This window comes from Exiguobacterium sp. s89 (assembly GCF_018617735.1).
Taxonomy (GTDB): domain Bacteria; phylum Bacillota; class Bacilli; order Exiguobacteriales; family Exiguobacteriaceae; genus Exiguobacterium; species Exiguobacterium marinum.
This window is the reverse complement of sequence record NZ_JACSKS010000001.1, coordinates 344,041-370,255: the sequence shown is the minus strand read 5'-3', so window position 1 is coordinate 370,255 and position 26,215 is coordinate 344,041. Positions and strand designations below refer to the sequence as shown.

General features: G+C 45.4%; 28 protein-coding genes and 1 other RNA gene. 11 read left to right on the top strand and 18 right to left on the bottom strand.

Features of this window, described 5'->3' with window-relative positions; all coding sequences use genetic code 11:
* Positions 1 to 184 precede the first annotated feature (184 nt).
* Complete coding sequence (locus KNO96_RS01920) at positions 185 to 1,222, top strand: SDR family oxidoreductase (protein ID WP_214701989.1); 1,038 nt, start codon at positions 185 to 187, stop codon at positions 1,220 to 1,222.
* A 26-nt stretch (positions 1,223 to 1,248) separates the two neighbouring features.
* Here the strand turns inward: KNO96_RS01920 and KNO96_RS01915 are convergent, their stop codons facing one another.
* Both KNO96_RS01915 and KNO96_RS01910 read right to left on the bottom strand, forming a co-directional pair.
* The gene (locus tag KNO96_RS01915; RefSeq protein WP_026825943.1) at positions 1,249 to 1,569 is read right to left on the bottom strand and encodes a YflT domain-containing protein; all 321 of its coding nucleotides are present in this window, start codon (positions 1,567 to 1,569) and stop codon (positions 1,249 to 1,251) included.
* Between the two features lie 86 nt (positions 1,570 to 1,655).
* Positions 1,656 to 1,871, bottom strand: a complete 216-nt coding sequence (locus KNO96_RS01910) for a hypothetical protein (RefSeq protein ID WP_214701988.1) — start codon at positions 1,869 to 1,871, stop codon at positions 1,656 to 1,658.
* Between the two features lie 98 nt (positions 1,872 to 1,969).
* Here KNO96_RS01910 and KNO96_RS01905 point away from each other — a divergent pair, with 98 nt between their 5' ends.
* Positions 1,970 to 3,028: a GTP pyrophosphokinase gene (locus KNO96_RS01905; protein WP_026825941.1), complete on the top strand. Its 1,059-nt coding sequence runs from the start codon at positions 1,970 to 1,972 to the stop codon at positions 3,026 to 3,028.
* Positions 3,029 to 3,115: 87 nt separating this feature from the next.
* On the top strand, positions 3,116 to 3,553 hold the full coding sequence (locus tag KNO96_RS01900; protein ID WP_026825940.1) for a MarR family winged helix-turn-helix transcriptional regulator: 438 nt from the start codon (positions 3,116 to 3,118) through the stop codon (positions 3,551 to 3,553).
* A gap of 84 nt (positions 3,554 to 3,637) precedes the next feature.
* Here KNO96_RS01900 and KNO96_RS01895 read toward each other — a convergent pair whose 3' ends face one another.
* The 5 genes from KNO96_RS01895 to KNO96_RS01875 all read right to left on the bottom strand — a co-directional run bounded on the left by KNO96_RS01895 (position 3,638) and on the right by KNO96_RS01875 (position 9,059).
* The gene (locus tag KNO96_RS01895) at positions 3,638 to 4,285 is read right to left on the bottom strand and encodes a class F sortase (RefSeq protein ID WP_251125017.1); all 648 of its coding nucleotides are present in this window, start codon (positions 4,283 to 4,285) and stop codon (positions 3,638 to 3,640) included.
* A complete protein-coding gene (locus KNO96_RS01890; RefSeq protein ID WP_026825938.1) occupies positions 4,230 to 5,027 on the bottom strand; it encodes a DUF4397 domain-containing protein in 798 nt (265 codons plus the stop codon). The genes KNO96_RS01895 and KNO96_RS01890 overlap by 56 nt, the downstream gene beginning before the upstream one ends.
* Positions 5,028 to 5,275: 248 nt before the next feature.
* Positions 5,276 to 5,983: a glycerophosphodiester phosphodiesterase gene (locus KNO96_RS01885; RefSeq protein ID WP_214701987.1), complete on the bottom strand. Its 708-nt coding sequence runs from the start codon at positions 5,981 to 5,983 to the stop codon at positions 5,276 to 5,278.
* Positions 5,980 to 7,452, bottom strand: a complete 1,473-nt coding sequence (locus KNO96_RS01880) for a carboxypeptidase M32 (RefSeq protein WP_214701986.1) — start codon at positions 7,450 to 7,452, stop codon at positions 5,980 to 5,982. Before KNO96_RS01880 ends, KNO96_RS01885 begins: the two co-directional genes overlap by 4 nt.
* A 74-nt stretch (positions 7,453 to 7,526) precedes the next feature.
* Positions 7,527 to 9,059 (bottom strand): FAD-dependent oxidoreductase, encoded by a 1,533-nt coding sequence (locus KNO96_RS01875; protein WP_214701985.1) that lies wholly within the window; start codon positions 9,057 to 9,059, stop codon positions 7,527 to 7,529.
* Between the two features lie 193 nt (positions 9,060 to 9,252).
* Between KNO96_RS01875 and KNO96_RS01870 the strand changes: the two genes are divergently transcribed.
* Positions 9,253 to 10,224 carry a D-alanyl-D-alanine carboxypeptidase family protein gene (locus KNO96_RS01870; protein ID WP_051545973.1) on the top strand — a complete coding sequence of 324 codons (972 nt, stop codon included), beginning with the start codon at positions 9,253 to 9,255 and terminating at the stop codon, positions 10,222 to 10,224.
* Positions 10,225 to 10,558: 334 nt separating this feature from the next.
* Positions 10,559 to 12,040 carry a sodium/proline symporter PutP gene (gene putP, locus KNO96_RS01865; RefSeq protein ID WP_026825933.1) on the top strand — a complete coding sequence of 494 codons (1,482 nt, stop codon included), beginning with the start codon at positions 10,559 to 10,561 and terminating at the stop codon, positions 12,038 to 12,040.
* Between the two features lie 43 nt (positions 12,041 to 12,083).
* Here the strand turns inward: putP and KNO96_RS01860 are convergent, their stop codons facing one another.
* The 8 genes from KNO96_RS01860 to rnpB form a co-directional block, all read right to left on the bottom strand.
* Positions 12,084 to 12,389, bottom strand: a complete 306-nt coding sequence (locus KNO96_RS01860; protein WP_026825932.1) for a hypothetical protein — start codon at positions 12,387 to 12,389, stop codon at positions 12,084 to 12,086.
* 15 nt (positions 12,390 to 12,404) lie between these two features.
* Positions 12,405 to 12,959, bottom strand: a complete 555-nt coding sequence (locus KNO96_RS01855; protein WP_026825931.1) for a hypothetical protein — start codon at positions 12,957 to 12,959, stop codon at positions 12,405 to 12,407.
* 79 nt (positions 12,960 to 13,038) lie between these two features.
* On the bottom strand, positions 13,039 to 13,860 hold the full coding sequence (locus tag KNO96_RS01850) for a YihY/virulence factor BrkB family protein (RefSeq protein ID WP_214698655.1): 822 nt from the start codon (positions 13,858 to 13,860) through the stop codon (positions 13,039 to 13,041).
* Positions 13,861 to 13,963: 103 nt separating this feature from the next.
* The gene (locus KNO96_RS01845; RefSeq protein ID WP_251125018.1) at positions 13,964 to 15,382 is read right to left on the bottom strand and encodes an alanine/glycine:cation symporter family protein; all 1,419 of its coding nucleotides are present in this window, start codon (positions 15,380 to 15,382) and stop codon (positions 13,964 to 13,966) included.
* 67 nt (positions 15,383 to 15,449) lie between these two features.
* The gene (locus tag KNO96_RS01840; protein ID WP_353047894.1) at positions 15,450 to 16,361 is read right to left on the bottom strand and encodes a Gfo/Idh/MocA family protein; all 912 of its coding nucleotides are present in this window, start codon (positions 16,359 to 16,361) and stop codon (positions 15,450 to 15,452) included.
* 43 nt (positions 16,362 to 16,404) lie between these two features.
* Positions 16,405 to 16,587 carry a hypothetical protein gene (locus tag KNO96_RS01835; protein WP_251125019.1) on the bottom strand — a complete coding sequence of 61 codons (183 nt, stop codon included), beginning with the start codon at positions 16,585 to 16,587 and terminating at the stop codon, positions 16,405 to 16,407.
* A gap of 121 nt (positions 16,588 to 16,708) precedes the next feature.
* Positions 16,709 to 17,872 carry a THUMP domain-containing class I SAM-dependent RNA methyltransferase gene (locus KNO96_RS01830; RefSeq protein WP_214701981.1) on the bottom strand — a complete coding sequence of 388 codons (1,164 nt, stop codon included), beginning with the start codon at positions 17,870 to 17,872 and terminating at the stop codon, positions 16,709 to 16,711.
* A gap of 123 nt (positions 17,873 to 17,995) precedes the next feature.
* An RNA gene (gene rnpB / locus KNO96_RS01825) (RNase P RNA component class B) lies at positions 17,996 to 18,363 on the bottom strand.
* Positions 18,364 to 18,483: 120 nt separating this feature from the next.
* Here rnpB and KNO96_RS01820 point away from each other — a divergent pair.
* A complete protein-coding gene (locus KNO96_RS01820; protein ID WP_214698660.1) occupies positions 18,484 to 18,888 on the top strand; it encodes a hypothetical protein in 405 nt (134 codons plus the stop codon).
* A 43-nt stretch (positions 18,889 to 18,931) separates the two neighbouring features.
* Here KNO96_RS01820 and KNO96_RS01815 read toward each other — a convergent pair whose 3' ends face one another.
* Both KNO96_RS01815 and KNO96_RS01810 read right to left on the bottom strand, forming a co-directional pair.
* Positions 18,932 to 20,380, bottom strand: a complete 1,449-nt coding sequence (locus tag KNO96_RS01815) for a S8 family peptidase (RefSeq protein WP_214701979.1) — start codon at positions 20,378 to 20,380, stop codon at positions 18,932 to 18,934.
* A 94-nt stretch (positions 20,381 to 20,474) separates the two neighbouring features.
* Positions 20,475 to 20,882: a type III PLP-dependent enzyme domain-containing protein gene (locus tag KNO96_RS01810; RefSeq protein WP_214701977.1), complete on the bottom strand. Its 408-nt coding sequence runs from the start codon at positions 20,880 to 20,882 to the stop codon at positions 20,475 to 20,477.
* A 170-nt stretch (positions 20,883 to 21,052) separates the two neighbouring features.
* Between KNO96_RS01810 and KNO96_RS01805 the strand changes: the two genes are divergently transcribed.
* The 5 genes from KNO96_RS01805 to KNO96_RS01785 all read left to right on the top strand — a co-directional run bounded on the left by KNO96_RS01805 (position 21,053) and on the right by KNO96_RS01785 (position 25,783).
* A complete protein-coding gene (locus KNO96_RS01805) occupies positions 21,053 to 21,946 on the top strand; it encodes a hypothetical protein (RefSeq protein WP_026825922.1) in 894 nt (297 codons plus the stop codon).
* Positions 21,947 to 22,015: 69 nt separating this feature from the next.
* Positions 22,016 to 22,681, top strand: a complete 666-nt coding sequence (locus tag KNO96_RS01800; RefSeq protein ID WP_214698663.1) for a response regulator transcription factor — start codon at positions 22,016 to 22,018, stop codon at positions 22,679 to 22,681.
* On the top strand, positions 22,678 to 24,024 hold the full coding sequence (locus KNO96_RS01795) for a sensor histidine kinase (RefSeq protein WP_214701976.1): 1,347 nt from the start codon (positions 22,678 to 22,680) through the stop codon (positions 24,022 to 24,024). The genes KNO96_RS01800 and KNO96_RS01795 overlap by 4 nt, the downstream gene beginning before the upstream one ends.
* A 68-nt stretch (positions 24,025 to 24,092) precedes the next feature.
* Positions 24,093 to 25,106, top strand: coding sequence for an ABC transporter permease (locus KNO96_RS01790; RefSeq protein WP_214701975.1), 1,014 nt, complete (start codon positions 24,093 to 24,095; stop codon positions 25,104 to 25,106).
* The gene (locus KNO96_RS01785) at positions 25,103 to 25,783 is read left to right on the top strand and encodes an ABC transporter ATP-binding protein (RefSeq protein WP_214701974.1); all 681 of its coding nucleotides are present in this window, start codon (positions 25,103 to 25,105) and stop codon (positions 25,781 to 25,783) included. Before KNO96_RS01790 ends, KNO96_RS01785 begins: the two co-directional genes overlap by 4 nt.
* Here the strand turns inward: KNO96_RS01785 and KNO96_RS01780 are convergent.
* Positions 25,731 to 26,141 (bottom strand): hypothetical protein, encoded by a 411-nt coding sequence (locus KNO96_RS01780; RefSeq protein WP_214698669.1) that lies wholly within the window; start codon positions 26,139 to 26,141, stop codon positions 25,731 to 25,733. The genes KNO96_RS01785 and KNO96_RS01780 overlap by 53 nt on opposite strands.
* Positions 26,142 to 26,215: the final 74 nt, after the last annotated feature.

Here is a 26,215-nt window from a genome sequence, read left to right as displayed (position 1 = left end):
AAAAAAACCTCACTTCAATGGATTTGACAGGCAAGCTGTCTTTACGCACCGTTCGTACGCTTCTCTATAGTTCATAACCGACTTCGTTTTTTTCTAAACATGAAATTTCAAAAGAGGCAAAGTGGCTACATCAGCCGAGACTTGATATGATGGATGCAGAATGTCACAGAAAGGGAGAACGCGATTGTATATATTTATGACTGGTGGAACTGGATTTTTAGGAGGACGTCTCGCCAAAGAGTTGATTGGTCGTGGGCATCGCATCTGTATGCTCGCACGAACGCCAGAAAAGGTAAACGCTCAGTTCACGACTGAGGAACGTGAGATGATAGATGTATTGCAAGGGGATTTGACGGCGCATTCACTCGGTGCTGATGAACGCTTCATCGACTCTCACAGAAGAAAGGTTGATTTATTTCTACACATGGCGGCACTCGTCAAATTTGATGAAGAACTACGTGAAGCTCTGTTTGAAACCAATTTGACCGGGACGAAAGAGGCCCTGCGATTGGCTAAGGCGCTCAATTGCCGCCGCTTCTTCCATGTGAGTACGGCCTATACGCTCGGCGCAAAAGAAATCGGTGGTGAGACTTTGTACGATGTGTCGCAATCATTTTTAAACCCATACGAAGAGAGCAAGGCGCACGCCGAACGGGCGGTCTGGGACTCGCGTGAAGCGCTTGAGGTTTCCATCTTCCGACCGGCGATCATCGTCGGCGACTCAAAGACAGGTGAGGCTGATTCAAAATTTACGATGTATGGATACATGCGCGCCCTCGAGCTATTCAAACGCAAACTTGTGCGCCGGGGTCACGACTTTGAGTCCCTTCGCCTGATTGGATCTGCAACAGGTACTTCGAACCTCGTTCCGGTCGATTATGTGACAGATGTGCTCTTAGCAGCCATTGAGCATGCGAAAGCGGGTACCATCTATAACGTGACGAATGATACGCCCCCACGAAATGAGACGATGCTCGATTTTATGAAAGAGTCATTATCTTTCCCACATTTGATGATTTCTGAGACACCGACATCCACACTCAGTTCCATCGAACAGTCTTTTAACGATATGGTCAAAGTATTCAATCCGTACTTGAATCGCAATATTAAGTTCTATGATGAAAATACGAAGCAGTTGCTTCGGGATGCAGGATTTTCACCACTTCGACTCGATCATCAATCATTACGTCGCATTGTGAATGCATACTACCAAACAAAATAAAAATGGACCGGGGTACCGGTCCATCGTCATTTATCGCAAACTAAAACAATTTTACCGTCCTGAATCTCACGTTCGAGTGAATCTACCATCTCTTTTGTTAACCCAAGGCTCTCCATCTGTTCCATTCGATCATCTGAATTGCTTGTAAATTTGGAGAGAAGCGACTCAAACATTCCCTTCTCAGGGATACGATACGATTGAACACCCGCCTCTGCAGCCAATCGAACTGTCAATTCCTCGTCTTTTGCGAACAAATAGATGTGTTCGTTCACACAACCTCCTGAAACCATTTCATTTACTTCATGGTCGACTGTCGTCATATCATTCACTACTCTTGTTTCTATCATGCCCCATCCTCCTAGACGTTCACACTCATAATTTTACTATTTTTACTATTCCCCAAAAGTGAGGTGATAAACATGAACCCTATGGTTTATTCGTGGATTGTCCACACTTCGATATCAAAGTGTTGTACGATTCCCTGAATTCGCTCACATTCATCCTCAATCCCTGTTCGCCCTTCTAATCGAGCGGTTACCGTGAACTGATTCTCGACTTCTCGGATACGGGATATCCGATATCCTGCCTGTTGCAATAAGCCTGCGATGATTTCAATCTTCTCTTTCTCTGCAGATTGAAAGACATGCATATATATCATCTCCTTCCAAACCTCTCATCATACGTATGCTACCATATCGTTTCTCGTTTGAGATGATATACTATTGATAGAGAAAAGGAGTGATTTTCGTGCCTAAACAAGATCTAAATACAATCATGCTCGAATATTTGAATGAAAAGGAAGACTATGAAGCATTTGCGACGAAGCTGAAAGCACTCCTCAGCGAACTATTGACAGAAGCCGGTATTCAGTTTCATTCAATCGTTGCCCGTGCCAAAGAAGCAGATAGTCTATTTGCGAAGCTATCCCGAAAACCTTACCAATATCGGTCCTTACGTGATGTACAGGATTTGGCAGGAATTCGTATTGTTACGTACTTTCATGATGATGTGAGGACTGTTGCCCAAATTTTAGAAGATGAGTTCACCATCGATCGAGAACAATCGATTGATAAATCGACATTGCTTGACTCCAATGAATTTGGTTATCTTTCTGTACATTACGTCGTGGAGTTGAGTGACAAACGACTCGCACTTGGCGAATATCGTCGCTTTGCGGAAAAAGAGGCAGAGATTCAAGTCCGCTCGATTTTGCAACATGCTTGGGCTGAGATTGAGCATGACCTTGGATACAAAAATCCCAACGCTGTCCCGCCTGAGATTAAACGCAGCTTCAGCCGTGTCGCCGGTCTGTTGGAAATTGCTGATTCTGAGTTCGTGAACATCCGGAAACAATTAAGGACATTCGAACAAGAAACGGTGGAACAGATTCTTGAGTCTCCTGAGAAAGTGGCGATTACACGTGATAATTTGAATTATTATATCGCGAATGACAAAGTCGTTGAAAAGTTGGATAACGCCATCTTTAAGAGTGAGTGGCTACTCGAAACCGACCTCTCGGCCATCGTCGAACTGACACGCATGTTCCATTACGCAGATATTCGAACATTCAAAGACTTAAGTGATACGCTCTCAACTTATTTCACGCAAGCCATCCAATGTGCGACGCTTCTTCCTTCTTCTCTTTTACCAAGACAAGGAATGGGAGTTGTTTACGCCGTGCTTGCAAAACTTCTGGCAGAAGGAGATGAATCGCAAATCGAATTCTTCTTTAGACGCTTCTACCCGGACCTAAAGCATTACGAAGACATCATTCAACAAATTAGAGTGAAAGACGAGCCGCTATAACTTTACAGACAACACCTTTTTAATGTAGAATGTTTCTATGTTCTGAAGTATATATGAATAATATTAAACTAGGAGGTAGTTTAGAGGATGACCACACCTGTACAGACCACTTCACGTCGTCAGCTCGTCGCTGATGCTGAACGTGGAATCCGAATGAACTATCGCGGAGTTAAAAAAAATCTCCGTTCGATGTTCTCACAATACTTGACCCGCAATGAATTCTTCATTCTACGTTCTCTTTGTCAACAGAGTCCTCAAATCGCCTCTGCACTGTCAAACGAGTTTCAATTTTCGGCTTCAATGATTACAGCACTCGCTGATGAGTTAACGAAAAAGGGCTTAATCTCTCGCGAGCGTAGCGAGCGTGACCGCCGTGTCGTTGAACTTCAGGCGACCGATGCCGGTCGTGAGTTGTTTGAGACGCTAGAGAGCATGAAAATCGAATATTTGTTAGAAGTGTTTACTGATTTTTCAGATGACGAACTCATTTTACTCTCAAAATTATTAGATCGTATGGATGCTTAAACTATAAACAGACCTCACCCTTGACGGGCGGGGTCTGTTTTACTTTAAAAGGAGATGCGAATCTTTGATTCGCATCTCCTTTGTTTATTTCGTTTCAATCAAGTGTGCTGTGACAACGATCCGGTCACGATATCCTAGCTTCTCATCGTATGGTCCCGCGCAAGTAATCAGTTGAATCCGTTTTGCTTGAGTGGCCGCAAAAATCGAAGCGAGCGGAACTTGTTCAAGGCGATATTGTTTTACACTGACGACTTCATATGTTGCGACTTGGTCTTTCCGTTGGAGCGTCATCAGTTCTCCGATCGGAAGTTGATCCAGATTCGCAAAGATAGCTGGACCATTCAGATCATCTAGATGACCAGATAGGACGACATTCCCCGTTGCGCCTGCTTTGGCTCCGTATTGATACCAACCGACTTGATTCACGTCAGCCGGAGTATCCATCCGTCCAGCATCATCCTTCCCGACTGCTTCAATCGATGCATCAACATCGATTGATGGAATCACAAGCCGGGACGGGACGAAACTATTCGAATGAAAGGATTGACGATCGACCTGTTTTGACGTCAAGACGATTGGTTTAGCGAAGTCAGCCATCGGCATGACGAATGATCGATCAGGTGCATCGGCCTGAGCACTCAATAGGAAAAATGTGATGGTTCCTAAAAAGATGAGCTTAAGCGTCTTGCTTCTGACGACGAAAGACGTAGAATCCTGCCGCTGCAGCTCCAACTACCGCTGCTGCGAGCAACCAGTTCATTGATGCTGTTTGAGCGAGACCACCTTGTCCAGTCTCAGGAGCCATCGCCATTTCTCCGCCATCTGCAGCGAGGAGCACTTCAAACGCTGGTTCTCCTTCAAGGAGTCCGATAGCGAATGCCGTATAGTTCATACCACTTTCGAGTGCGACACCATCAAGAGCTTTGACGACATCAGTCGCTCCCGCTGGACGAACTTCAAGGTCATACGTACCGGCATCGAGTGTGCCGTAATCACTTACTGCTTTGAACTCGAGGTTTGAGAATAGTGGGTCTCCACCTTTAGGTGCTACATCAACTGCCGGAGCATCCGGTGCGAAGTGAGCAACGCGAACTTTTGATTTACCGTCTTCGAAGTTCGCATCGTCTTCCATTGCAGCGATTTCGATGTTTTCAAGTTGACCGATCGCAGCGGCTGTATAGAACTTGCCTGCCTCGATTGAGAGGTCTGCTGCGACGACGACTGTTTCTGCGTCACCTGCTGGCTTGATCTCAACGTTGTAATCTCCAGCAGGAAGAGTCAAGTAGTCAGTGAGGTCTTTGAATTCTGCTCCCTCGACCGCGACTTCCCCATCCACATACACGTCAACTGCCGGTGCATCAGGTGAAGCATGTAGCACACGGACCATCGCATTTTCATGTCCATCGGCGCTAACCGGTAAGATGAACGCGAAAGCCAGTGCTAGTGTACCAAGTAAAGACATCAACTTCTTCATGTGAAATATCCTCCTTTTTTCTACGGTAACCTACGACTTGCATACAATAAGTGTGATGCAGTGCTACATGGTGTGCTACATCTGATTGCTATGTAGCTCGGTGACATCTTAAACTTAAGACAATCCGACAGTGACGTAAAGGGGACACTTTGTACTGAATGTGCTCCGATATGTTATGGAATGAAAGCGCAACCTCTACACTACTTTAGATTCCCAATCTCGATTAAGTAAAACCCCTTAGTCTGCGACTAAGAGGTTTGATTTGCCCATTCGATATCATTCACAAAAATGGCATCGACTTGAAGAGCTAGGCAGCGCTTCATTTCACTAGCTGTCTTGATTGTATAAGGTCTTACAGGAATATCATGTTGTTTTAAGCATTCGATTTCTTGATCTGTGATGCGATTGATATGTGGATGGACCGAGTCGGCTCCCACAAATTTAAGATATCCGACAAGGTCATATAAGGGTTGTGCCAATAAAATCGCACACTCGATATCTGGACGCATTTGCTTCAACCGATGTATCGTCTCATGGTTGAATGAAGAGAAAAGGATACGAGACGGGTCGATTCCTGCCACTTCGATTGTATCGATGATGCGGGATTCAATCCCTTCGTAGCGAAGGACATCGGTCTTCACCTCAAGATTTAATCGGATTGATTCATCCCTCACAAGTTCGAGAAGTTCTTGTAGTGTCGGGATGACCTCTTGTTGAGAATATTGAACTCCGGCGTTAAATCTTCTCAGTTCGTTGAGTGTGTATGAAGACACCATACCGCTCCCGTCCGTCGTTCGCTCCAGTGTCTCATCATGAATGAGAACAAGCTCACCATCTTTGGTCAAATGAACATCTGTCTCGATTCCATCTGCCCCCGTATCCAGCGCGAGTCTGAACGCCGACATCGTATTCTCAGGTCGAAGTGCCATCACCCCACGATGTGCGAATCGTTTCATTTGGAAACAGTCTGATACTTGTCCATCAAATAGCGAACAAGAGGTTGCACCGAGATTTCTTGACCGGTCACTTGTCGAATAAGGTCATTCGGCGTCAGACGTTTTCCATATTGATGGACATTCTCCTGTAGCCATGCTTTTATCGGCTCAATCTCATCATCTTGAATCAGTGTCTCGAATTGAGGAAGGTCGGACTTCAAAGCCTCCGTCAATTGCGCCGCATAAATCAACCCGAGGGCATAGCTCGGGAAGTAACCGAATGAACCACCTGCCCAATGGACGTCTTGAAGGACCCCTTTGGCATTCGACGGCACATCGAGACCAAGATACTCTTTATATTTTTCGTTCCACGCCGCTGGCAGCTCATCGACGGATAATGTTCCTTGAATGAGCGCTTTCTCAAGTTCATAGCGGATGATGATGTGGAGACTGTACGTCAACTCGTCTGCCTCGATTCGAATGAGGGATGGCTTGGCTTCATTCACCCCACGATAGAATGTATCGAAGTCGATATCAGCATATGTTGGATGCAGTTGTTTGAGTTGCGGATAGACACGCCGTAAAAAGGCCTCGCTGCGTCCAATGAAGTTCTCAAAGAAGAGCGACTGAGATTCATGGATTCCCATTGATGCACCCCCTCCTAAACCGAGTTCATCGAGGGTTGGGTCGATTTGCTGTTCATACGTCGCGTGTCCCGCTTCGTGCATCGTACCGAACAACGCATTCCGAAAATCGGCTTCATCATACTTCGTCGTGATTCGGACGTCACGACGGTTGATTGTGATCTCAAATGGATGCACGGTTGCATCGAGACGCCCGCGCGACAAGTCGTAGGCGACAACATTCATCCAGTCGTGACAAATTTTCTCTTGAACGTCTGCCGGCATCGACCAGTCTAGTGAAAGTGATTCTTTTGAAAGCTGCTGAATGAGGGGAACTAGTTCATCTCGGAGCGAGGCGAACAATTCGTCTAAGAGTTCAACCGTCATACCGGGTTCGAAGTCATAAAGCAGTGCATCGTACGGATGCTTCTCATAACCGAAATATTCCGCAAATCTTTGTTGGAATCCGATGATCTTTTTCAAATATGGAGCAAACATCTCCCAATCATCTTGATTCTTCGCTTTCTCCCAAGCGGTTTCCGCTTCAGATACAAGCGTCACGTAAGCTTGATACTCATCATGAGGAATCTTTGCGTTTCGTTCATATTGCGTTTTTGCAACTTCAAGTGAACGCAATTCGACTTCAGACAGTCCACCTTTTTCAGTCATGCGTTCTAATAAAGAAGCGAAAGACTCACTCGTTTGTCGTTTGAACGCCTCGGTCGATAAATATCCGATTGTTTCCGCACGGAGCGGTGCCGACTGTTCCGGCATTTGTGTACGCATATCCCAATATAAGAGAGAGATTGCTTCATCGAACGCACGCAATTGTTTAAAATGCTCACGCCATTCTTTTGTTAGTTCCATCAGTCATTCACCCCTATGTGTTGGTCTGTTCTCTTTCTACTTTATTATAGCTGTCAACCTTTGCCTATACTAGTTTACAAATCTTCTCGCTTCTTGTAGGGAAGTGGTTTTGTCGCAGGTCCTTCCAGGACGGCTCCTTTTGTATCGAACCGCGATCCATGACATGGACAGTCCCATGTCCGTTCCGCATTGTTCCATTTCACCGTACAACCGAGATGGGTGCATGTCAGATTGACAACATGGCAGCGGTTGTCTAAATCTCGATACACCCCTTTTGTCTGATAGTCCACTTGTACGATTCCACCTTCGTCTAGTTGCAGGTCCTCAACGCCCCGACGTTCGAGTACGCGTTCCATCGTCCCTTTTGCAAATTGTGTTGCCGTATCGAGATTGGTTTTGACAAATGAGCCGACATCTGTCGGTTTGACAGTTTTTCGTAGTGGAGACACCAGATCTGAAAAACGATTCGGATGACCGGTGAGCTGGTCTGCGAGTAAATTCCCTGCTGCAATTCCGTTAGTCATCCCCCATTTTAAAAATCCTGTCGCCACGAAGATATCTGGTTCCCGCTTAAACATCTGTCCTACATACGGGAGGGAATCTAATGTGATGAGATCTTGAGAAGACCAACGATACGTCGCCCGATTCGTTCCAAAATGATGTTGGGCATCGCTCTCCAGACGATCATAACGACTTCGGGTGTCCGTCACCTGTCCCGCTAAATGTCCTTCTCCACCAATTAGTAAATATGTTTTTCCATTATCAACATATGACCGATACGATCGACTGTTGTGATCGACACTTAAATACATCCCTTTCAGCGGATCTGTATCCGTTTCACAAGCAACGATATAGGAGCGCTCTACTGAAAATTTAGACACGTATAGCCCACGTAGGTCATTGAACGGATAATGGGTCGCAATCACGACCTGATTTGCCTGAACCCGTCTTCCTGTAGCAGTCGTGACAATCGGTCGTGGACCTTGACTCACTTCCATCGCCCTCGTCTGTTCATAGATATTTCCGCCGAGTCGGACAAAGCGTTCAGCTAATTCACGTAAGTACTTGACGGGATGAAACTGTGCTTGATTGCGAATTACTAAAGCTTGTTCGATTGTAAATGGAAGTGCATGATTCACTTCCTCTGTCGCTTCTCCCCCATCAATCTTTAGACGGCGGTAAGCATCGAGTTCTTTTACGAGTTCGTCATTTGGTTCCGTCGCATATAAGTACGAATGTTCCAAAGAAAAATCGCAATCGAATCCTTCGTTTACTTGATTCTGTAAATAGACAAGTGCTTCAGCATTGAATTCGTAGTAAAGACGCGCAACCGTTTCACCGAAGTGTCGTATCAATTTTTGATAAATCGACCCGTGTTGAACAGAACATTTGGCCGTCGTATGACCAGTGGTACCATGACCAATCTCTAACGCTTCTAAAAGCGTCACTTGCTTCCCTCGCTTCTGCAACTCATAAGCACAGACAAGTCCTGTAATCCCGGCTCCAATGACTACGACGTCAGCTGATTCTGAAACATTTAACGAGGGATACAAGGGCCCCGTGTCATGCTGTCGCCAAATAGAATTCGTGAACGGATAACGATGCATGGTAAATTCTCCTCTCATAGTAGTATCTCTACGTCTTTACCCAAATCTTCATTGTTTCCTCATCAATCATTGACCTAGTTCTTTATTTTAATAGCGAAAAAAGAGAGCGTTTTCTATTATGTTTAATGAGTAATGATAAAAGGAGGGACTTTTGTTGACCCGTAAAAGGAGACACCGAAGAAGAACGTACATCATGCGACGAATGATTGCAGCGGTTGTGTTGCTCAGCATCATCGCAATGATCCCGACCTTAGTCGGATTTAAACAAGACAAGGAATCACCAACACCTGCAGAGGCAGCCGCTCCGAAAATGGAACCGATGAAACAAGGTCCGGTCTTTCCGAATATTGAGATGGGGTCATGGCATCCCAGTGAATCAACTATATTATCAAACGATGACATTTCCGTTGGAGCTTTGACCTTCATCAATGTAACGAAGCAGGAAATTTTAATCGATAAGAACGCAGACGATCGCGTGTTCCCAGCGAGCACAACCAAACTGATGACGGCACTGCTCGCCTACGAAAAAGCATCCGTCGCAGACGAGCTCGATCAATCAGTTATCACCATCCAAGCATCTACACTCGACATTCCATGGGATAGTCACATCGCCCATCTCACAATTGGTGATAAATTGACGGTACGCCAGGCTTTATATGCTACTCTTCTCGAATCGGGAAATGATGCTGCGAATAGTCTAGCGGAATATACGAGTGGGTCTACCGAAGCATTTGTTCAATTAATGAACGACCGTGCGAAAGTTTTAGGATTAGCTGGCACTCACTTTATGAATGCACACGGATACTCAGATCCGAATCATTATACAACGGCGAACGACATGGCTAAAATTGCCTTCGCATTCAGTACATACCCTGAACTTGTTGAAATTGCCGGGACTTATGAATACAAAGCTGAATTTGACGACATTGACGGAAACGGCAAACGGCGTTGGTGGTATCATCTCGGATCCGCTGTTAATGAAAGAAGCATTAACTATTCGAAATACGTGACGGCTACTAAAACAGGTTACACCGACGAATCCGGTTATACGATGGTGTTCATCATGCAACATGAAGAAGAGACGTATATCTTAGTCACAATGCAAGCAAAATCTGGGCAGACATTCCCGACGATGCGACTCGTTGAAGAGACAGCATTTCAATAATGATGAGAAAGAGCATTTAATCTATGCTCTTTTTTATTTTTTCTGAAAAGATATGATTTAATATTACATTAATGTTACAACAACAAGTCTGCAGCATTTCAAATATTCAGAATATTTAAACTTTTTAATGAAAGAAATTTGCTCTTATCCGTTGATATGATAGGCTTTAGAGCCGTTTTTATGAAAAGATGACAGTTTGCAATCATTCCAAAGGTTCTGTAAGGTAAACCACAAGTTCGCCTTTTCAACTTTTGTATTTGACTGTGTGACGACTTCACACAATCGCGAACGAGTTGATGAGATAGATTTTTTTAACTTAATAGGAGGTAATTCAATGCTATGGCAAGAATGGGTATCAATCGCGCTTTATCTCGTGATGATGCTTCTTATCGGATACGTCGCGTATAAGCGAACGACCGATTCATCAGATTATATGTTAGGTGGCCGTAAAATGGGGCCAGGAGTTACAGCCATGTCAGCCGGGGCTTCGGATATGAGTGGTTGGATGTTAATGGGACTACCAGGTGCAATGTATGCAACTGGACTATCAGCAATTTGGTTAGCCGTTGGATTGGTCATCGGAGCTTACTTGAACTACTTGTTAGTTGCTCCACGACTTCGCGTCTTCACAGAGATGGCGAACGATTCGATTACGATTCCAGACTTTTTAGAGAATCGGTTCCGAGATCACTCGAACTGGCTACGGATCCTATCCGCATCCGTCATCATCATCTTCTTCACGTTCTACACGTCAGCCGGACTCGTTTCTGGCGGGAAGTTGTTTGAAAGCTCATTCGGATTGAACTATCAGACAGGTGTCATCGTCACAATCAGTGTCGTCATCTTGTACACCCTTTTCGGTGGGTTCACAGCAGTTAGTTGGACGGATTTCGCTCAAGGCGTCATCATGTTCTTGGCACTCGTGCTCGTTCCTTTCGTCGCATTAACAGATCTCGGTGGAGTAGACACTGCTGTCAACTCTGCAACAGCAATCAATGCCGACTTGTTTGATTTATTTAAAGGTACGACAACACTTGGGATTATCGGTCTCCTCGCCTGGGGACTCGGTTACTTTGGTCAGCCGCACATCATCGTCCGATTTATGGCCATTCGTGATGTGAAATCTTTGAAAACAGCTCGTCGTATCGGAATGAGCTGGATGACTGTATCGATTATTGGTGCCGTCATGACAGGTTTCGTCGGAATCGCATACTTCCGCGGTCAAGGAAATCCGCTTGGTGACCCAGAAACAGTCTTCATTCAATTCTCTGAAGTCTTGTTCCACCCGTTCATCACTGGATTCTTATTAGCTGCGATTCTTGCAGCGGTCATGTCGACCGTATCGTCACAATTGCTCGTTACGTCGTCTGCTTTGACAGAAGACTTTTATCGTAAGTTCTTCAACAAAGAAGCAAGTGAAAAAACAATGGTACGCGCCGGTCGTATCGGTGTCTTGGTCGTCGGGTTCGTAGCAACACTCATGTCTCTCAACCCATCTAGCACAATCTTGACACTCGTTGGATATGCATGGGCTGGATTCGGCTCAGCTTTCGGACCAGCAATTCTCTTGTCACTCTATTGGACGAAGATGACACGTCAAGGTGCCCTCGCTGGTATCCTCGTTGGTGCCATCACAGTTATTCTTTGGATTGTGACTGGACTCTCAACTGTCCTTTACGAAATGGTCCCTGGCTTCTTCTTAAGTATGTTGGCAATCGTACTTGTCAGTAACTTTACAAGCCAGAAAGAACAAAAACGCATCACTCGTGAATTCGGCGAAATGGAAGCTGAATTGGCAGCTGCGAAAAAAGAATAATACCACAAACAAAAACTCGGTTCCCTTAAAGGGACCGAGTTTTTTACATGGAAGCGGCTATTAACCATACACGAATCACGAATGGAACGAGCACTAATACGAGCATCGCGTTACGCATCCATTTGTTCCGATTCCAATAGTACGCCATCAATACGAACGGATGAAGCGCGACCAGTTCGTATGGGTTGAACCAAAACCAAGTAATGATCAATGCGATCAAATAATAGAGCACTGATTTTTCTTTCGTTGATCGATACTCACGCCACATATCATACGCTCCTTTAAAGAACGCAATGAATGTCGCAATCCAAAATAGAATGACAATCACATTATCGAATCCGCTAAACAACTGTGTAACCACCTTTTAGGAAGGATTTTCTACATAAAAACCGCCCCAATATATATGACGGTACGTAAACTCTTTACCACTCTCTACAGTAATTACAATCTCATCTTCCGTCAATACTAGAACGTGAACTGGCACTTCTCCTTGCCGTAACATCGGGCTAAATAGTTGGAACTGCTTGTTCAGCCATTTCCGTTCTGAGAAATTCTGATAGTGATGAAGCGCTAGCATAGGATGGCTCAAGTATACTATGCCAATCAATGCAATGGCGACTGGCGGCGACCCAATCTCCATCAAGAACGAAAAGACGAGTAAGAGTGACAAGATCGCATATCCGAATTCCACTAACTCCATGAAAGAAGCACGACTGGCGACGACATATTGAATGACTCGAAACATGAGATACAGGATGATACTGACCATCAAGTACTCCGAAAATGGTGATTGCTGAAACGATACGTTCAAATAGAATAAAACAGGTAATAGTAAAATCCACTTCCACAGATGTAAGGCGAGGTAAAACAATGATTGATCGATGAAACGACGATTGTGAACGAGCCGTTGCATATTCATGTTTCCCACCTCCGCTTAGATGATGTGACCTTACGTTACCATTCCCTATTCTTTTGAATGATAACTAATAATTACAAGTCTAACGAAGTTTTTCTTCCCTCTCGATCAGTGTCGCATTTAAGAGGCCTCCGAGTAAAATCACAGAGGCTGCTAGATAAAACCAAATCAATAAGACGATGAACGCTCCAAGTTGTCCATAAAACTGTTCGTAGTTCGCAAACTGTGAATAGTAACTGAACACATTTGACACAACTAGTATTCCGAGAGTCGCAAATGCTGCTCCAGCCCAACTATTCTTGAAAGTACCAACAACACTTGGCAACCACTTATAGACGAATACGAATACTATGAATAGAAGACTCGTTCCGATAATCCATCTAAAGTAAAACCAAATTTGAGCATAGGTTGTGACAATCTCATCGATGAATAGGATATACGAAGATACCTCGCGTAGCGCCGTCTCAATCACCGGTACGAGCAAAGAAAATGGAAGCACAAACATGAGTGCTAACGTGATGGCAATATCCTGTAAGATCCCTCTCCAAAACGCCTTGTTTCGGACTGCCCGATAGGCATCGTTCAAGGCCCGGACTAATGACTGGACAGCAATCGATGAAATCCAAAGTGCGGGTAAGATACTGAATGATGCCAATTTCAATTTTGAATTGTCAAAAATCGCCTCGATATTTCCTTCTAATAGACGATAACTTGCTTCTGGCATAATGAGCGACAATGCTTGAATCACATCGCCACTTGAAAAAGGTAAAAGTCCAACAATCCCCAACACGAACAACAAGAACGGGAATGTAGAAAGAATGAAGTAATAGGCTAACATAGCAGCTTGATCAAAAAATCGTTCTACAAAAAATCGCTTGACGATTGTCAAGATTACTTGTTTCATAATAATTCTCTACTTTCTTTAATTAAAATAAATACGGTATCTGAAATAATAATAAGTGAATGGAGAAAATGCTCCCTGAATCGGAAGCACTCCCATATATCGTTCAACTGATTTCTTCTTTTTTTGCTTCCCACGCTTCAATATGCTCCTTGCCAGGTAAATCTACATCATCTTTTAAGAATTCTGGGTCTTTGCCATCTTTCTTCTGGAGTATATAATCATCGAGGAGCGTCTTAGCAACTGTACTTAATCGGAAAATCGCGTACATATTGACAAGTGCCATCAACCCCATGAAGATGTCCGCAATCGACCAGACAAGTCCTGCCGAGCGTACCGAACCAAACATGACCATACCGACAACAGCAATCCGGTAAGTGATGAGATATCGTTTTTTTTCAGAAATAAATTCAATATTCGTCTCTCCATAGTAGTAGTTGGCCAAGATCGAGCTAAAAGCAAAAAGAAGAATCGCAACTGTCATGAGTGTCGTTGCTATCGGACCGATCTCAATGAGGAGCGCCTCTTGGGCAAGCTCGATTCCTTGAAACTCCTCAGAACCTTCCACACCCGAAATCAAGACAATCATCGCCGTCGCCGTACAGATGAATAATGTATCGACAAAAACACTGAGTGATTGAATCAATCCTTGTTTGACAGGATGGCTAACTTCAGCCGTAGCGGCGGCATTCGGTGCTGAACCCATCCCTGCCTCGTTCGAGAACAATCCACGGCGAATCCCTTGAAGGACAGCTGCTCCGACCGCTCCACCGAACAGTTGTTGGAAACTGAGGACACCTTCTGAGAAGATGGCCGAGAATACTTGTGGCACTACATCAAGATTCGTGAGGACGACCCAAATCGCTAGTAGGATATAACCACCCGCCATGATTGGTACAATAATTCCCGACAAAGTCGAGATCGAACGAATTCCGCCGAAAATGACAATTGCAGTGAGGGCGGCTAAAATCAGCCCGACCCATATCGTATCAATCTCAAATACATTGTTCACAGAGAGCGCAATCGTATTCGCCTGTACCGAGTTGAAAGCAAATCCAAATGCAAAGGTAATCAAAATGGCAAAGACGATCCCTAACCAGCGCTCCCCTAATGCCCGCTCGATGTAATATGCTGGTCCGCCACGCCAAGCTTTGCCATCATGCACTTTATATACTTGGGCGAGAGTACTCTCGACGAAGGCTGATGCCGCTCCAATCAATGCGATGAGCCACATCCAAAACACGGCGCCAGGACCTCCTAATGCGATGGCGGTCGACACACCGGCGATGTTTCCCGTACCGACACGAGCTGCCGTCCCGATTGCGAACGCCTGGAAGGAAGATACCTGACCTTTCTCATGCTTGAGTCCTTTCACAAATAGCAGTTTAAACATTTCAGGTAGCATTCGAAATTGAACGAATCCCATCCGAATCGTAAAATAAAGTCCTCCGGCAATCAAGACAAAGATGAGTAGGTACGACCATAAATAGTCATTGATTTGCATAATCAGTTCACGAACATCCAACAAAATCGCCTCCTTTTATCGGGTTATCGAGTTTTTACCCGCTCTGAATCTGACAGAAACAGACGATTCACTGCACATGTGTGAGTATCTCTTCACACAGTCGATGCGTCTCAAGACTATCCTCGGCAATGACCGACGTATTCGGTTCTCCGTTTACTAACCGAATGAACGCTTCGACCATGTGGATGAATCCGCGACGTTTCAAGTTCGACTCCCACGGGTCGAGTACCCATTCTCTTACCCCGTCGGGTCCATAATCCACAATCCGCTCGACGTCACGGCTGACACGCTTCACATTCGGAGACATGACCTCCATCACTTCCTCGGTGCAACCGTTATCACGGTTCATCCAACCGATTGCTTCAATCCCACCTGCAGTGAAGTGAATCACCACTTGTTTCAAAACGTCTCCGTCATAACGCGGAGTGACACGCAACCGTTCGACCGGACGAAGGTCGGTTAGATAGCGGAGTGTATCAACGACGTGAACAAAATCCTCGATGACGAATTCACGAAGCGTCGCCGGTTTATAAGTTCGGTTTTTTTGAATGAACACCATGTTCTTTTGTCCAATCTGTTTCAACGCTTGTGTCGCAGTCGCAAATCGACGATTGAAGCCGGTGACGAGATGAACATCGTTTTCTTTGGCTAACATGACAAGCCGTTCCGTCTCTTCAAGCATGAACGTGATCGGCTTATCAATGAAGACATGTTTCTTTTGAAGAAGACAGTACTCGGCTTGTTCAAAGTGTGCTGATGTCGTCGAATGAATCATGACAGCATCCATCTCTGACATCGTCACCTCCTTAAGGTCAGTGTATCCACCTTGGAAACGATACGTTGACAGCATAGCGTCGAGCTTCTGTTTATCCCTTGAAACGAGGTATACGTTGACGTCTTTTAATCCGGCATACACTGGCAGATATGCTTTTTGGGCCACATCACCAATTCCGACTACTAAAATATTCAATTTGTTCACTCCTTCAGTCATATGTAGAAAGCCCGAAGCGATTGCCTCGGGCTCACGTAATGGATACAATCTCAAAACTAGTGATCGGCTCACGAATCGCGTCCGAAACAATTTGGTAGGCAGCATTTAGCTCTTCTTGATTATTCAAGTTTGGCGCCCGGTTCATTTCCACATCTACCGTGCGGGTGGTCTGTTCTTTCGCATGTAACTGATATTCGACGGTATACGTCTGCATCACATGTCCCCCTTTTTATTATACATATGATATGTATAACCTGTTCATCGAATGATGAAACAATTGAGTAAGTGAAGGAAATTAGAAAAATGACCGCTCGATGGAACGGTCATTCTCTACATTAGTCAGATTTTTGATTCGTATCACGATCCGGACGTGGACGACGTTTACCGAAGAATTGATAATATTGTGTCTCAATGTTTCCGTTGTACAATTTACGACGCTTCGTCGCCGGGCGACCGTACGCTTTCTCGAAGTCTTCATAGCTCGTCAACATATAAACACTATATCCAGGGTATTTCGCATATTGTGCCCCGATTCGCTCGTACAAGTCGATGATTTCTTCTTCAGATTGGAGTCGCTCACCATATGGTGGGTTGCCGATGATGACACCGTACTCTTCTTTCGGCTTCAACGCGGCCGCGTCACTATGGACGAACGTGATTGCATCACGAACGTCTGCGAGTTCAGCATTATCTTTCGCGAGCTTCACCATCCGTGGGTCGAGATCGATCCCGTAAATTTTTAGGGGTTTATCCCACTCTGCCTTCTCGTTCGCTTCATTGATTGCCGCATACCAGGCTTTCTTCGGGATACATGCCCAGTCCTGAGCGAAGTATTCGCGGTTGATACCCGGAGCAATGTTACGTCCGATCATCGCCGCTTCGATTGCAAGCGTCCCTGAACCGGTGAATACATCATAAAACGGCATGTCCGGACGCCAGTTCGTCAATTGAATCATCGCCGCTGCCATCGTCTCTTTGAGTGGAGCTTGCGAATGAAGCTCTCGATAACCACGACGGTGAAGCGGACCGGATGTATCGATTGTGATGGTCGCCACATCTTTTAATAGTGCGACTTCAATCGGAAATTTTGCGCCTGACTTCGGCAACCACTCGCCTTCCTTGTGGTAACCACGTTGCATCGCCTCGACGATTGCCTTCTCCGTGATCTTCTGGCAGTCACGAATCGAGAACAGTTTCGACTTGACAGAACGTCCGTCAACCGTGAACGCCGCATCCCATGGCATGAGTTCCGTCCATGGTAATGCCACGACCCCGTCAAACAATTCGGTGAACGTCGTCGCTTTGAATTCTGCAACGACGAGTTTGACTCGGTCCGCTGTCCGCAACCACATATTGAGGCGAGGGATGTCTTCCATCTCCGCATCGATATAGACCCGTCCATTTTCCACTTCACACGTGTACCCTAAATCTCTCACTTCTTTTGCTACGAGCGCCTCAATCCCCATCGCTGCTGTCGCAATCAGTTTACGTTTTGCCATTACCTATCGCCTTCTTTCTACAAGGTATCATTCATTAATCTGTAAGTTATAAAAAGTTCATGAAAAAAGGAGTTCAAGTATATGTGCTTGAACTCCTTGTCGTTGTAAGTTGAGACTATGTTGTCCTGTAAGCCATGTTCTGTACTCCGGTGCTCATAACGGTCTCCCTGGCACGATGGAGTGACAATCATCTATCTACGCACAAGTGCGCCCTCCGTCCCGTTCGATTCCGGTCTGGAAGTTCCCCTACCATAGTTTGGGTTTCTCGCTCGTGGGGTTTACCTCGTTCCACTCTGAACGTTTCCGATCAGACTCCGTCACTGTGGCACTTTCAAGAAGCGTACACCGTATCCTAGGACTTAGGTGTTTCTTCTGCCGTCAACTTGCGTTGCCTACACTTATCTTTTCGTGTAGCACGATCACTACAGCCATCACAGGCTGTGCGAGCATGGACTTTCCTCAAGACTTGCGTCCCGCGATTGTCCAGACTTCATAGTCACTTCAACTATTGTAGCGGATATTTCAATGCTTGACAACTGAAATTCGAAACTTGATTTTACGAACAGTCAGCGATAAAATAAGGCGTGTTCATTGAATAAGGAGGGATTTTGATGCATCAGGATGCAAAAAACGGTTGGATTCAACGTCTAACCTATGTAATAGAAATCGATGACATTAAAGTGCTCCACCCGAACAACGGCGTGTTCGCCTTCTACCGGAATAATCGTCTCGTTCGAGGGTTTGAACCGTTCGACATTAAAGCACCGAACGAACTCTCGAAACGATCATATCATTTTGACCATCACAATTTAACACACTTGGAAGAGCGTTTCCCGGACGCGATCCCAGTGTTCGATGAAACGCATGAAACGCGTCGCACATGGAGTGACCGTGTTCGAGTCGGTTTATGTGAGATCATCCGAGATGGTAAACTTAGTTTTGAGCATATCGACGACCAGGGAAATGTCTTAGAAGCGAGTATCCGTTGGTGTGGAGAAGCCATCACCATTGACTAAATAAGATTAGCCGCCTCTCTTCAGGAGTAGGCGGCTTTTAATTTTACAGTGTTTCGACGACGGGCTGCTCCTCCTCAATCTCAGGAGCGTCGTAAGTGGTTGTCACGACTTTTTCTCGTACATCGGTCGGTTTCAGGATGACAGTCAAGCCTCGTGTCGTATCCCCTCGTACTGGGAACGTTCCGGCAATATGAAGGGCTTCATATAGTACATTTCCATCTACATCAAGAACCGTGACCATCCCTTTTCGTGACGTCCGTAACGTAAAGGTCTTTTCATCTGTCGCTTCGACCGAAACAGATGTTTTTAACGTGTTGACATAGTCAATTGTTCGACTCGTGTAGCGCTTATATTTCCCATCTGTCACTTGTCCGACAATCCGATATTGTCCACTCGGTAACCAGTCTCCGCTCGAATACATTGTGAACGTACGATTCGGTGAGAACGTTTTAATTTTTTTACTTCCTTGATAGAGTGTGAACGATGATTTGAGATTCGAGTGATTCATGACACTCAATTTCACGTCTTTGACGTATCGACTTTTCCAAACAGAAGGTGTAGAAATATGAATCGGACGGCTTGTCGCTTCAAGCAATTTCATCGTATTTAGTTCGGTATGTGTTGTTCCGGACACTCGAGGCATTTTTGCAATCAAAGCTTCGATCTCTCCCGGAGTTAAATAAGGATTGATTGATTTGACAAGAGCTAGGCTAGCAGTGACCATCGGTGCTGCCATGGACGTTCCATCCATATAGACAAAACGATTGTTGACCCCTAAAGACAAGACGTTGACGCCTGGCGCAACGATTTTGACGTTTGCATCCATATTACTAAAGTCGGCGATACGATGCCGGGAATCGATCGCACCGACCGCAATTACTTCTTTCATATTTGCTGGAAAGGTCGTTTTGCGTTGCCCATCATTTCCAGAAGATGCGACAATGATCACACCCTTCGCCCTTGCCCGCTTGATTGATGTGGCCAATCGGCTGTCATAATCATCCCCCCCAAGAGACAGGTTGATTAGATTTGCACCTTTCGCGACTGCCGTATCCACAGCTTTCGCGACAGTCCATGAATCAGTGTACTTTGAATTCTTTCCGTAGAACACATTGTAAAAGTGATATCGTACGTTCGGTGCGAGTCCGGCAATACCGAACTGATTATGTTTACCGGCCAAAATGCCTGCAGTATGCGTCCCGTGAATGTCAGCGCTGTAGGGTCCTTTCATTGAGTTGACGACACGAGGAACATTTTTCAAATCCATATGATTCCGGTCGGCAGATGAGTCGATCAGTGCCACGACGATGTCGGAGGCTCCTCTCGTTTTACTCCAGGCCAAATCGGTTCCGATTTGTTGAACATAATACTGACTCGATATACGAGGTTCTGAGACGACATAACCATGCTTCTCAAGGATGACAGGTTTGGCTGCACCTACCGTCGTAGGCAGTAAAAGCGCAACTGCTGTCAAAAGGGCAATCTTCTTCATTCCTTCCGCTCCATTCCAAACTGATAAAGTGATTTCATTATCTCAAACTTTGGATTAGATTTCCCTTTTTTTGAATAAAAAGTTGCCGAAAAACTTACCAATAATTCGATTCATCCGGATGTAGCATGTCGAATTCAATAATTCGTCCAATCGTCAAGTACGTATAATATCGCGCCAATTCAACCCGACTCGGGTCAGGACGAAATCCTTCTAAGTCCTCTCCAAGTGGAGAACCATCAATGGTTTCAAACTGCTGACAAAAAAAAGACTCTGTTTCAGCATCCCAGATGATGTGGTCCCCAATGTATCCGCTACCAAATCGAATATAATCGATGATGGATGGGACGATGACCTCAGCTGGTAAACGTTCACTCATCCGACTAACCAGTTCATATCTAATGCGATCCGCCTGATCGACTTCCTCAAAGGAGGAACACTTCAATACTTCTTTATTGACTTCAATCAACACAACGTAATCCCCTGGCTCGATAGAGAGCTTCATCGTCTCACCTCACTCTTTCAATCCTTCGTCTGATTCTCTACAAGTCACTATTCGAGATAAGTAAGTGGAATCCTTTCCATTCCTCATTTTTTTCCAAATCATAGTTGAATTCGCAACGGCTAATGTGTTTTTGTTATACTAATCATATGAATCTAGAGAGGAAGTGCACCATGGCCAAACGACCGTTGACCCCTCGTGAAAGTGAGTTGGTCGCGACCGCGTTATTCGTTGTTGGAACCGTCCCATATGCCGGACATATCGATCGTCTCGAATCACTCACCTTACGTGACATCGCTGATGACTATTTGACTGGAAAGCTCACTTCTGCAGATGCGATTGAAGCGCTCGACCAGTACATTTATGTACGACGACATCGGTTTAAAAATGTGACCCCTCACAACCTGTGGACGTTGGATGACCGGACTGAGCAAGAAGCGCTACGGCATATCTCAAAACGACCAGAATTGAAAAAGGGACAAACATTGAATAAACGAAATCAACCGTTTCAAGTGGGACAAGATATTGAATTCAAGGTAGACAAGCATATTGATCGGGGGCAATTCCGAATCTACATCGGGAAACAGCAGGGCTATACGTGTAAAGCACAGTCAAAAGAGCGAGAGAAGCTGAAATCTATATCCGGTTGGGTCACACATGTCGATCTTAAAGACCGATTGGTGTTCGTCAACGTGACAGACTTCGGTCGTTTAGCAATCGAACCGTCTATGAAACAGGAATTCGAATCCATGAGCGCCTCGATGCTCGGTTGGTTCGCTACAGCAACAATTCCTTCTGAAGAAGATACGCTCCTCGCAAAACGGATGATTGCCACACTTCAAAGACGTGATCAGCCGTACTGGTTCACACTTACGACCGCATTAAATCATCCCCGCCCAGAACATGTGAAACGTTGGGGAACTGTCGTCAACCTACTCGTCAAGGCGAGCAATGGTGACCAAAAAGCAATCCAAACATTAGAGACACAAGAAGACAAATACTTCAAAGATGCATTCATCCGGGCGCTTCGTTCCTTGCATCAAGAAATGACGAAACAGTTGAGCTGATCCGACTCGAGGTGACCCCAAAAAGGTCACCTCGTTTCCTGCAGTAACTTTTTGAAAGGAACGATTGACATGCGTATACTCATCGTCGAAGACGATCCCGCTATTTTACGACTTGTGAAGGAGACGTTTGAAAATGCAGGGCACGAGGTTTTAATCGCAACAAATGGCACAATAGGTGAGCATCTATACACGACCCGTCCGATTGATGCAGCAATTCTAGACGTCATGCTTCCTGGATTGGACGGTCGAGAGCTTTGTCAGCGCTTAAAGGGGACACTCGATATTCCAGTTATCCTATTGACGGCTCTCGATGAATGGGAAGATAAACGCCAAGGTTTCGAGCATGGGGCAGATGATTATGTGACAAAACCGTTCATCCCCGAGGAATTACTATTCCGCTTACAGGCCGTTTCGCGGAGATATCAACGTTCGTCCGCGTCAAAGATTCAAACAGGACCACTGCATTTGGATATAAGAGAATATGAGGTGAAACTTGACGGGCAATTGTTCTATCTTCCTAAAAAAGAGTTTGAACTTTTATTTCAACTAGCCTCCTTCCCTGGGAGGGTATATCGTCGCGAGGAGTTGATTGAACTTGTTTGGGGATTCGATTTCGAGGGGGATGAGAGGACCGTTGATGTTCATATTAAACGACTTCGTCACCGGTTCAACCATCCTGAACTGTTTATTCGTACGATTCGAGGCGTTGGATATTCACTCGAGGTGAACGCATGAAGACACTCTATACACGAATCATCGTCACCATGTTTTTGATTTTACTCCTATCAGGAGCCGTTTCACTATTATTTAGTAACGTAGCCTATTATAGATGGTGGCAACCCTCCTATAGCGAGAAGACTGAAGCGGTTGCTAATGGAGCGTCAATCTATTTTGAACAACACACCGATGAGGATGCTGATGCATTTTATATGTTTTTAGCAGCGGCAGGTTATCAATTGGTCGTCATTGATTCGACAGATGGACTCCGGCGCTATGGTGGTGCGTTTCGTGACGAAACTATTTCTGACAATGTAATCGAAGCAGTACGAGAAGGTACTCCTTATCAAGGAATGCGAGACTTTCCGTTTCACCTCTTCTTGTTAGGTTTATTTGATAACGAATTGACTAACACGTATGGATTTGCACTCGATAACGGAGACATTATCTTTATCCGCCCGGACTTAAGTGCCCAAATCCGGGAGTTACATCTTTTCGTCGGAATGTTTTTCGCCCTCGTCACGCTCCTAGCGTTCGGCTTGATTGCTATTTCGACACGCTCACTCGTTCGTCCGTTAAAGACACTCACAAAAGCGACCACTTCTGTCGCTATGCGTAAAGAGCCTGAAGATCTACCTATAGAACGACAAGATGAGATTGGGACGCTAGCACGACAGTTTCAAGACATGTCCAACACAATCGATCAGACCGAAGCGAGACAACGGCGTTTTGTATCGAACGTCTCTCATGAGTTCCAGTCCCCACTGACATCCCTTGTCGGCTATGCTGAAAAATTAGTTGACGGAACGGACGGTGTATCAAACGAATATGCGCGCGTCATCGAACAGGAGACGAGACGTCTATCCCAATTGACGAAACAGCTCCTTCTTTTGTCACGTCTGGATGAAAATCCACCAATCCTTGAGACGAAAGTGAATGTGCTCCAATCGGTATCTGAAGTCATTCAAATAAACGCCTTCTTGCTCGATCAAAAAGGGATTGCTGTCATCATAGATATTCCGAATGATGTCGAATTGACGAGCGACCCGGTCCTTCTCGCTCAAGTATGGAATAACGTATTGGTGAACGCCATACATGCTTCTCACGAAGGGGGTACGATTCAAATCATATGTACTTTAGAACCACATGTCACTATATCCTTCACTGATGAAGGGATTGGCATGAACGAGGAAACGAAACAACATCTCTTCGACCGTTTTTATCGTGGCGACACGGCTCGGACAAGCAGAGGAACCGGTCTCGGTCTCGCCATCACCTCAGATATCCTTGACTTACATGGCGGTCAGATCACACTTGAATCGAGTGAAGGAATTGGCACCACGATTCATCTACATTTTTGATTCTGTTCATATTCTGTTCATATTACTGAAGTACACTTCCTTCATCAGCACTTGAAGGAGGTTTTTTTATGCAGTTAGGTTGGAAAGAGATGTGGAGACAAAAAAGAAAATTCTCGATGCTATTTGTGATCACATTATTGATTGTCATGTTGACGACACTCATTACAGGGCTAGCAGACGGTCTGGCATATGATAACGGTTCTGCCTTGCACGAATTGAATGCTTCAACGTACCAGCTTGATCCGGACTCAGAAGGTCAATTGACACGATCGTTTATAGACGTCACAGCGGATACTTCAAATGAAACGATGAGTGTTCGACCGCTCACGGTCACATTTAATGGAAAAAAAGAAGAAGTGACACTATTCGCTCTTCCAAAAGATAGCAATATCGGTCCTGTTTCCGCTCTTAAAAAAGGTGAGGTCGTTTTCGATCCCAGTCTTTCAGATAATCTTGGAACTGGTGAAACCTTGACAGACTTCGTGTCTGATTATCGTTTTACGATTGCTGGGGAATCGCATGGACGCTATAGTCATGGACCAGTGATTTACACGACGAACGAGACGTGGTTCGATTATTTGGATTACTCCGAACAACGTCCATATGTATCGGCTGAGATTGGAACGGAATCCACGATGTCCAATCCGCTCGTCATGAGTCAACAAGATTTGATTGAGTCGGTTCCTGGATATAGTGCCGAGCAAAGCACATTCACGATGATGCGTGCTTTTCTGCTCGTGATCGGAACGTTTATTTTGACCGCATTCTTTTATTTGTTCACGCTTCAAAAGTTACCTGAACTCGGAATTCTGAAGGCAATCGGTCTCTCTCCTCGAATCATCGGACGGGCACTGCTCTTTCAGGTCATCGTCATCGTATCTGCCGCAGTGGCCACATCGATCGGGTTCATGTACGTCGTCGATGCGTTGATTCCATCATCGTTACCGTTTCTCGTCGACTTCGGTCATGTCGCGCTATTCGGGTCCATGTTCATTTTCTTATCTGTTCTTGGCGCGTTGTTACCGTTATGGAAACTACGTCAAGTCGACGCAATTGAAATCATAGGAGGAAAAGCATCATGAGGTTAAGCCATGTGTCACATCAGTTTGACGGTCAGCTCGTATTGAATGACATCGAGTTACATGTATCGCCAGGGGAATGCGTTGCCATCGTCGGTCCGAGTGGTAGCGGGAAGAGTACATTGTTATACATCCTCGGTCTATTGCGAAAACCGGATCAAGGCACCTTCTTGATGAACGAACGCGACGTGTTCGAACTAGATGAAGAACAACGTCGTCTTATACGGCTACATGAAGTAGGCTTCGTGTTTCAACAAGCTCATCTAATCCCGTATCTGACGGTGCTCGAACAACTCGAACTCATTCAAGAGACAAGTAAGATCGACGCAAAGCAACTACTGAGCGACCTCGGCTTAGGACATCGACTGCATCTTCTCCCGGCGACCTTGTCAGGAGGAGAAAAGCAACGAGTCGCCGTCGCACGGGCTTTGATCAACTCCCCGCAACTCATTTTGGCAGATGAACCGACGGCGAGTCTCGATTATGAGAATGGGCGACGTGTGATGGAACTATTGTCCCAACAGGCACATGAAAAAGGAAGAAGTGTCGTCGTCATCACACATGATGAACGTATGCTCGATGTGTGTGACCGTGTCCTTCGCGTGATCGACGGTACCTTGACCGAGGTCAACAAGGAAGAAGGGCATCACGAAGACAAATTTGATGCAGTTGATGAGTGAGCCATCCTCCAAGGCGAATAGTGACACTAATTAACCCATCCCCGGAGATGGTCGCCTCTTCAATGGTCATCAGTCGTTCGGTGATATGATTCGATTCGAGTCGAATCCCCGAGAGACAGGAGAATGCGTGGACGATTTCTTCTGGTCGACACCCGACCAGATGCGCAACCTCTTGTACTTCGGTGAGGAGGCTCGTTTTGTTGAGTAGAAAAGAGCGGTCGAGTAACAGATCAAATACGAGTCCGACGATTCGTTCATCACCATCGGTCGTCCACGAGAAAGTTATTCCTCGTTCGAGTGTCCCCTCCCGATTGCTCAACACCCTTTGAATCATTCGATAGATATCTGCCCTCTCCATCAAGATCTCCCCCACTTCCCTGCTTTTGTCATTCCATCATATCGCTCGGACCCATATTTTTCGATGCACCATGA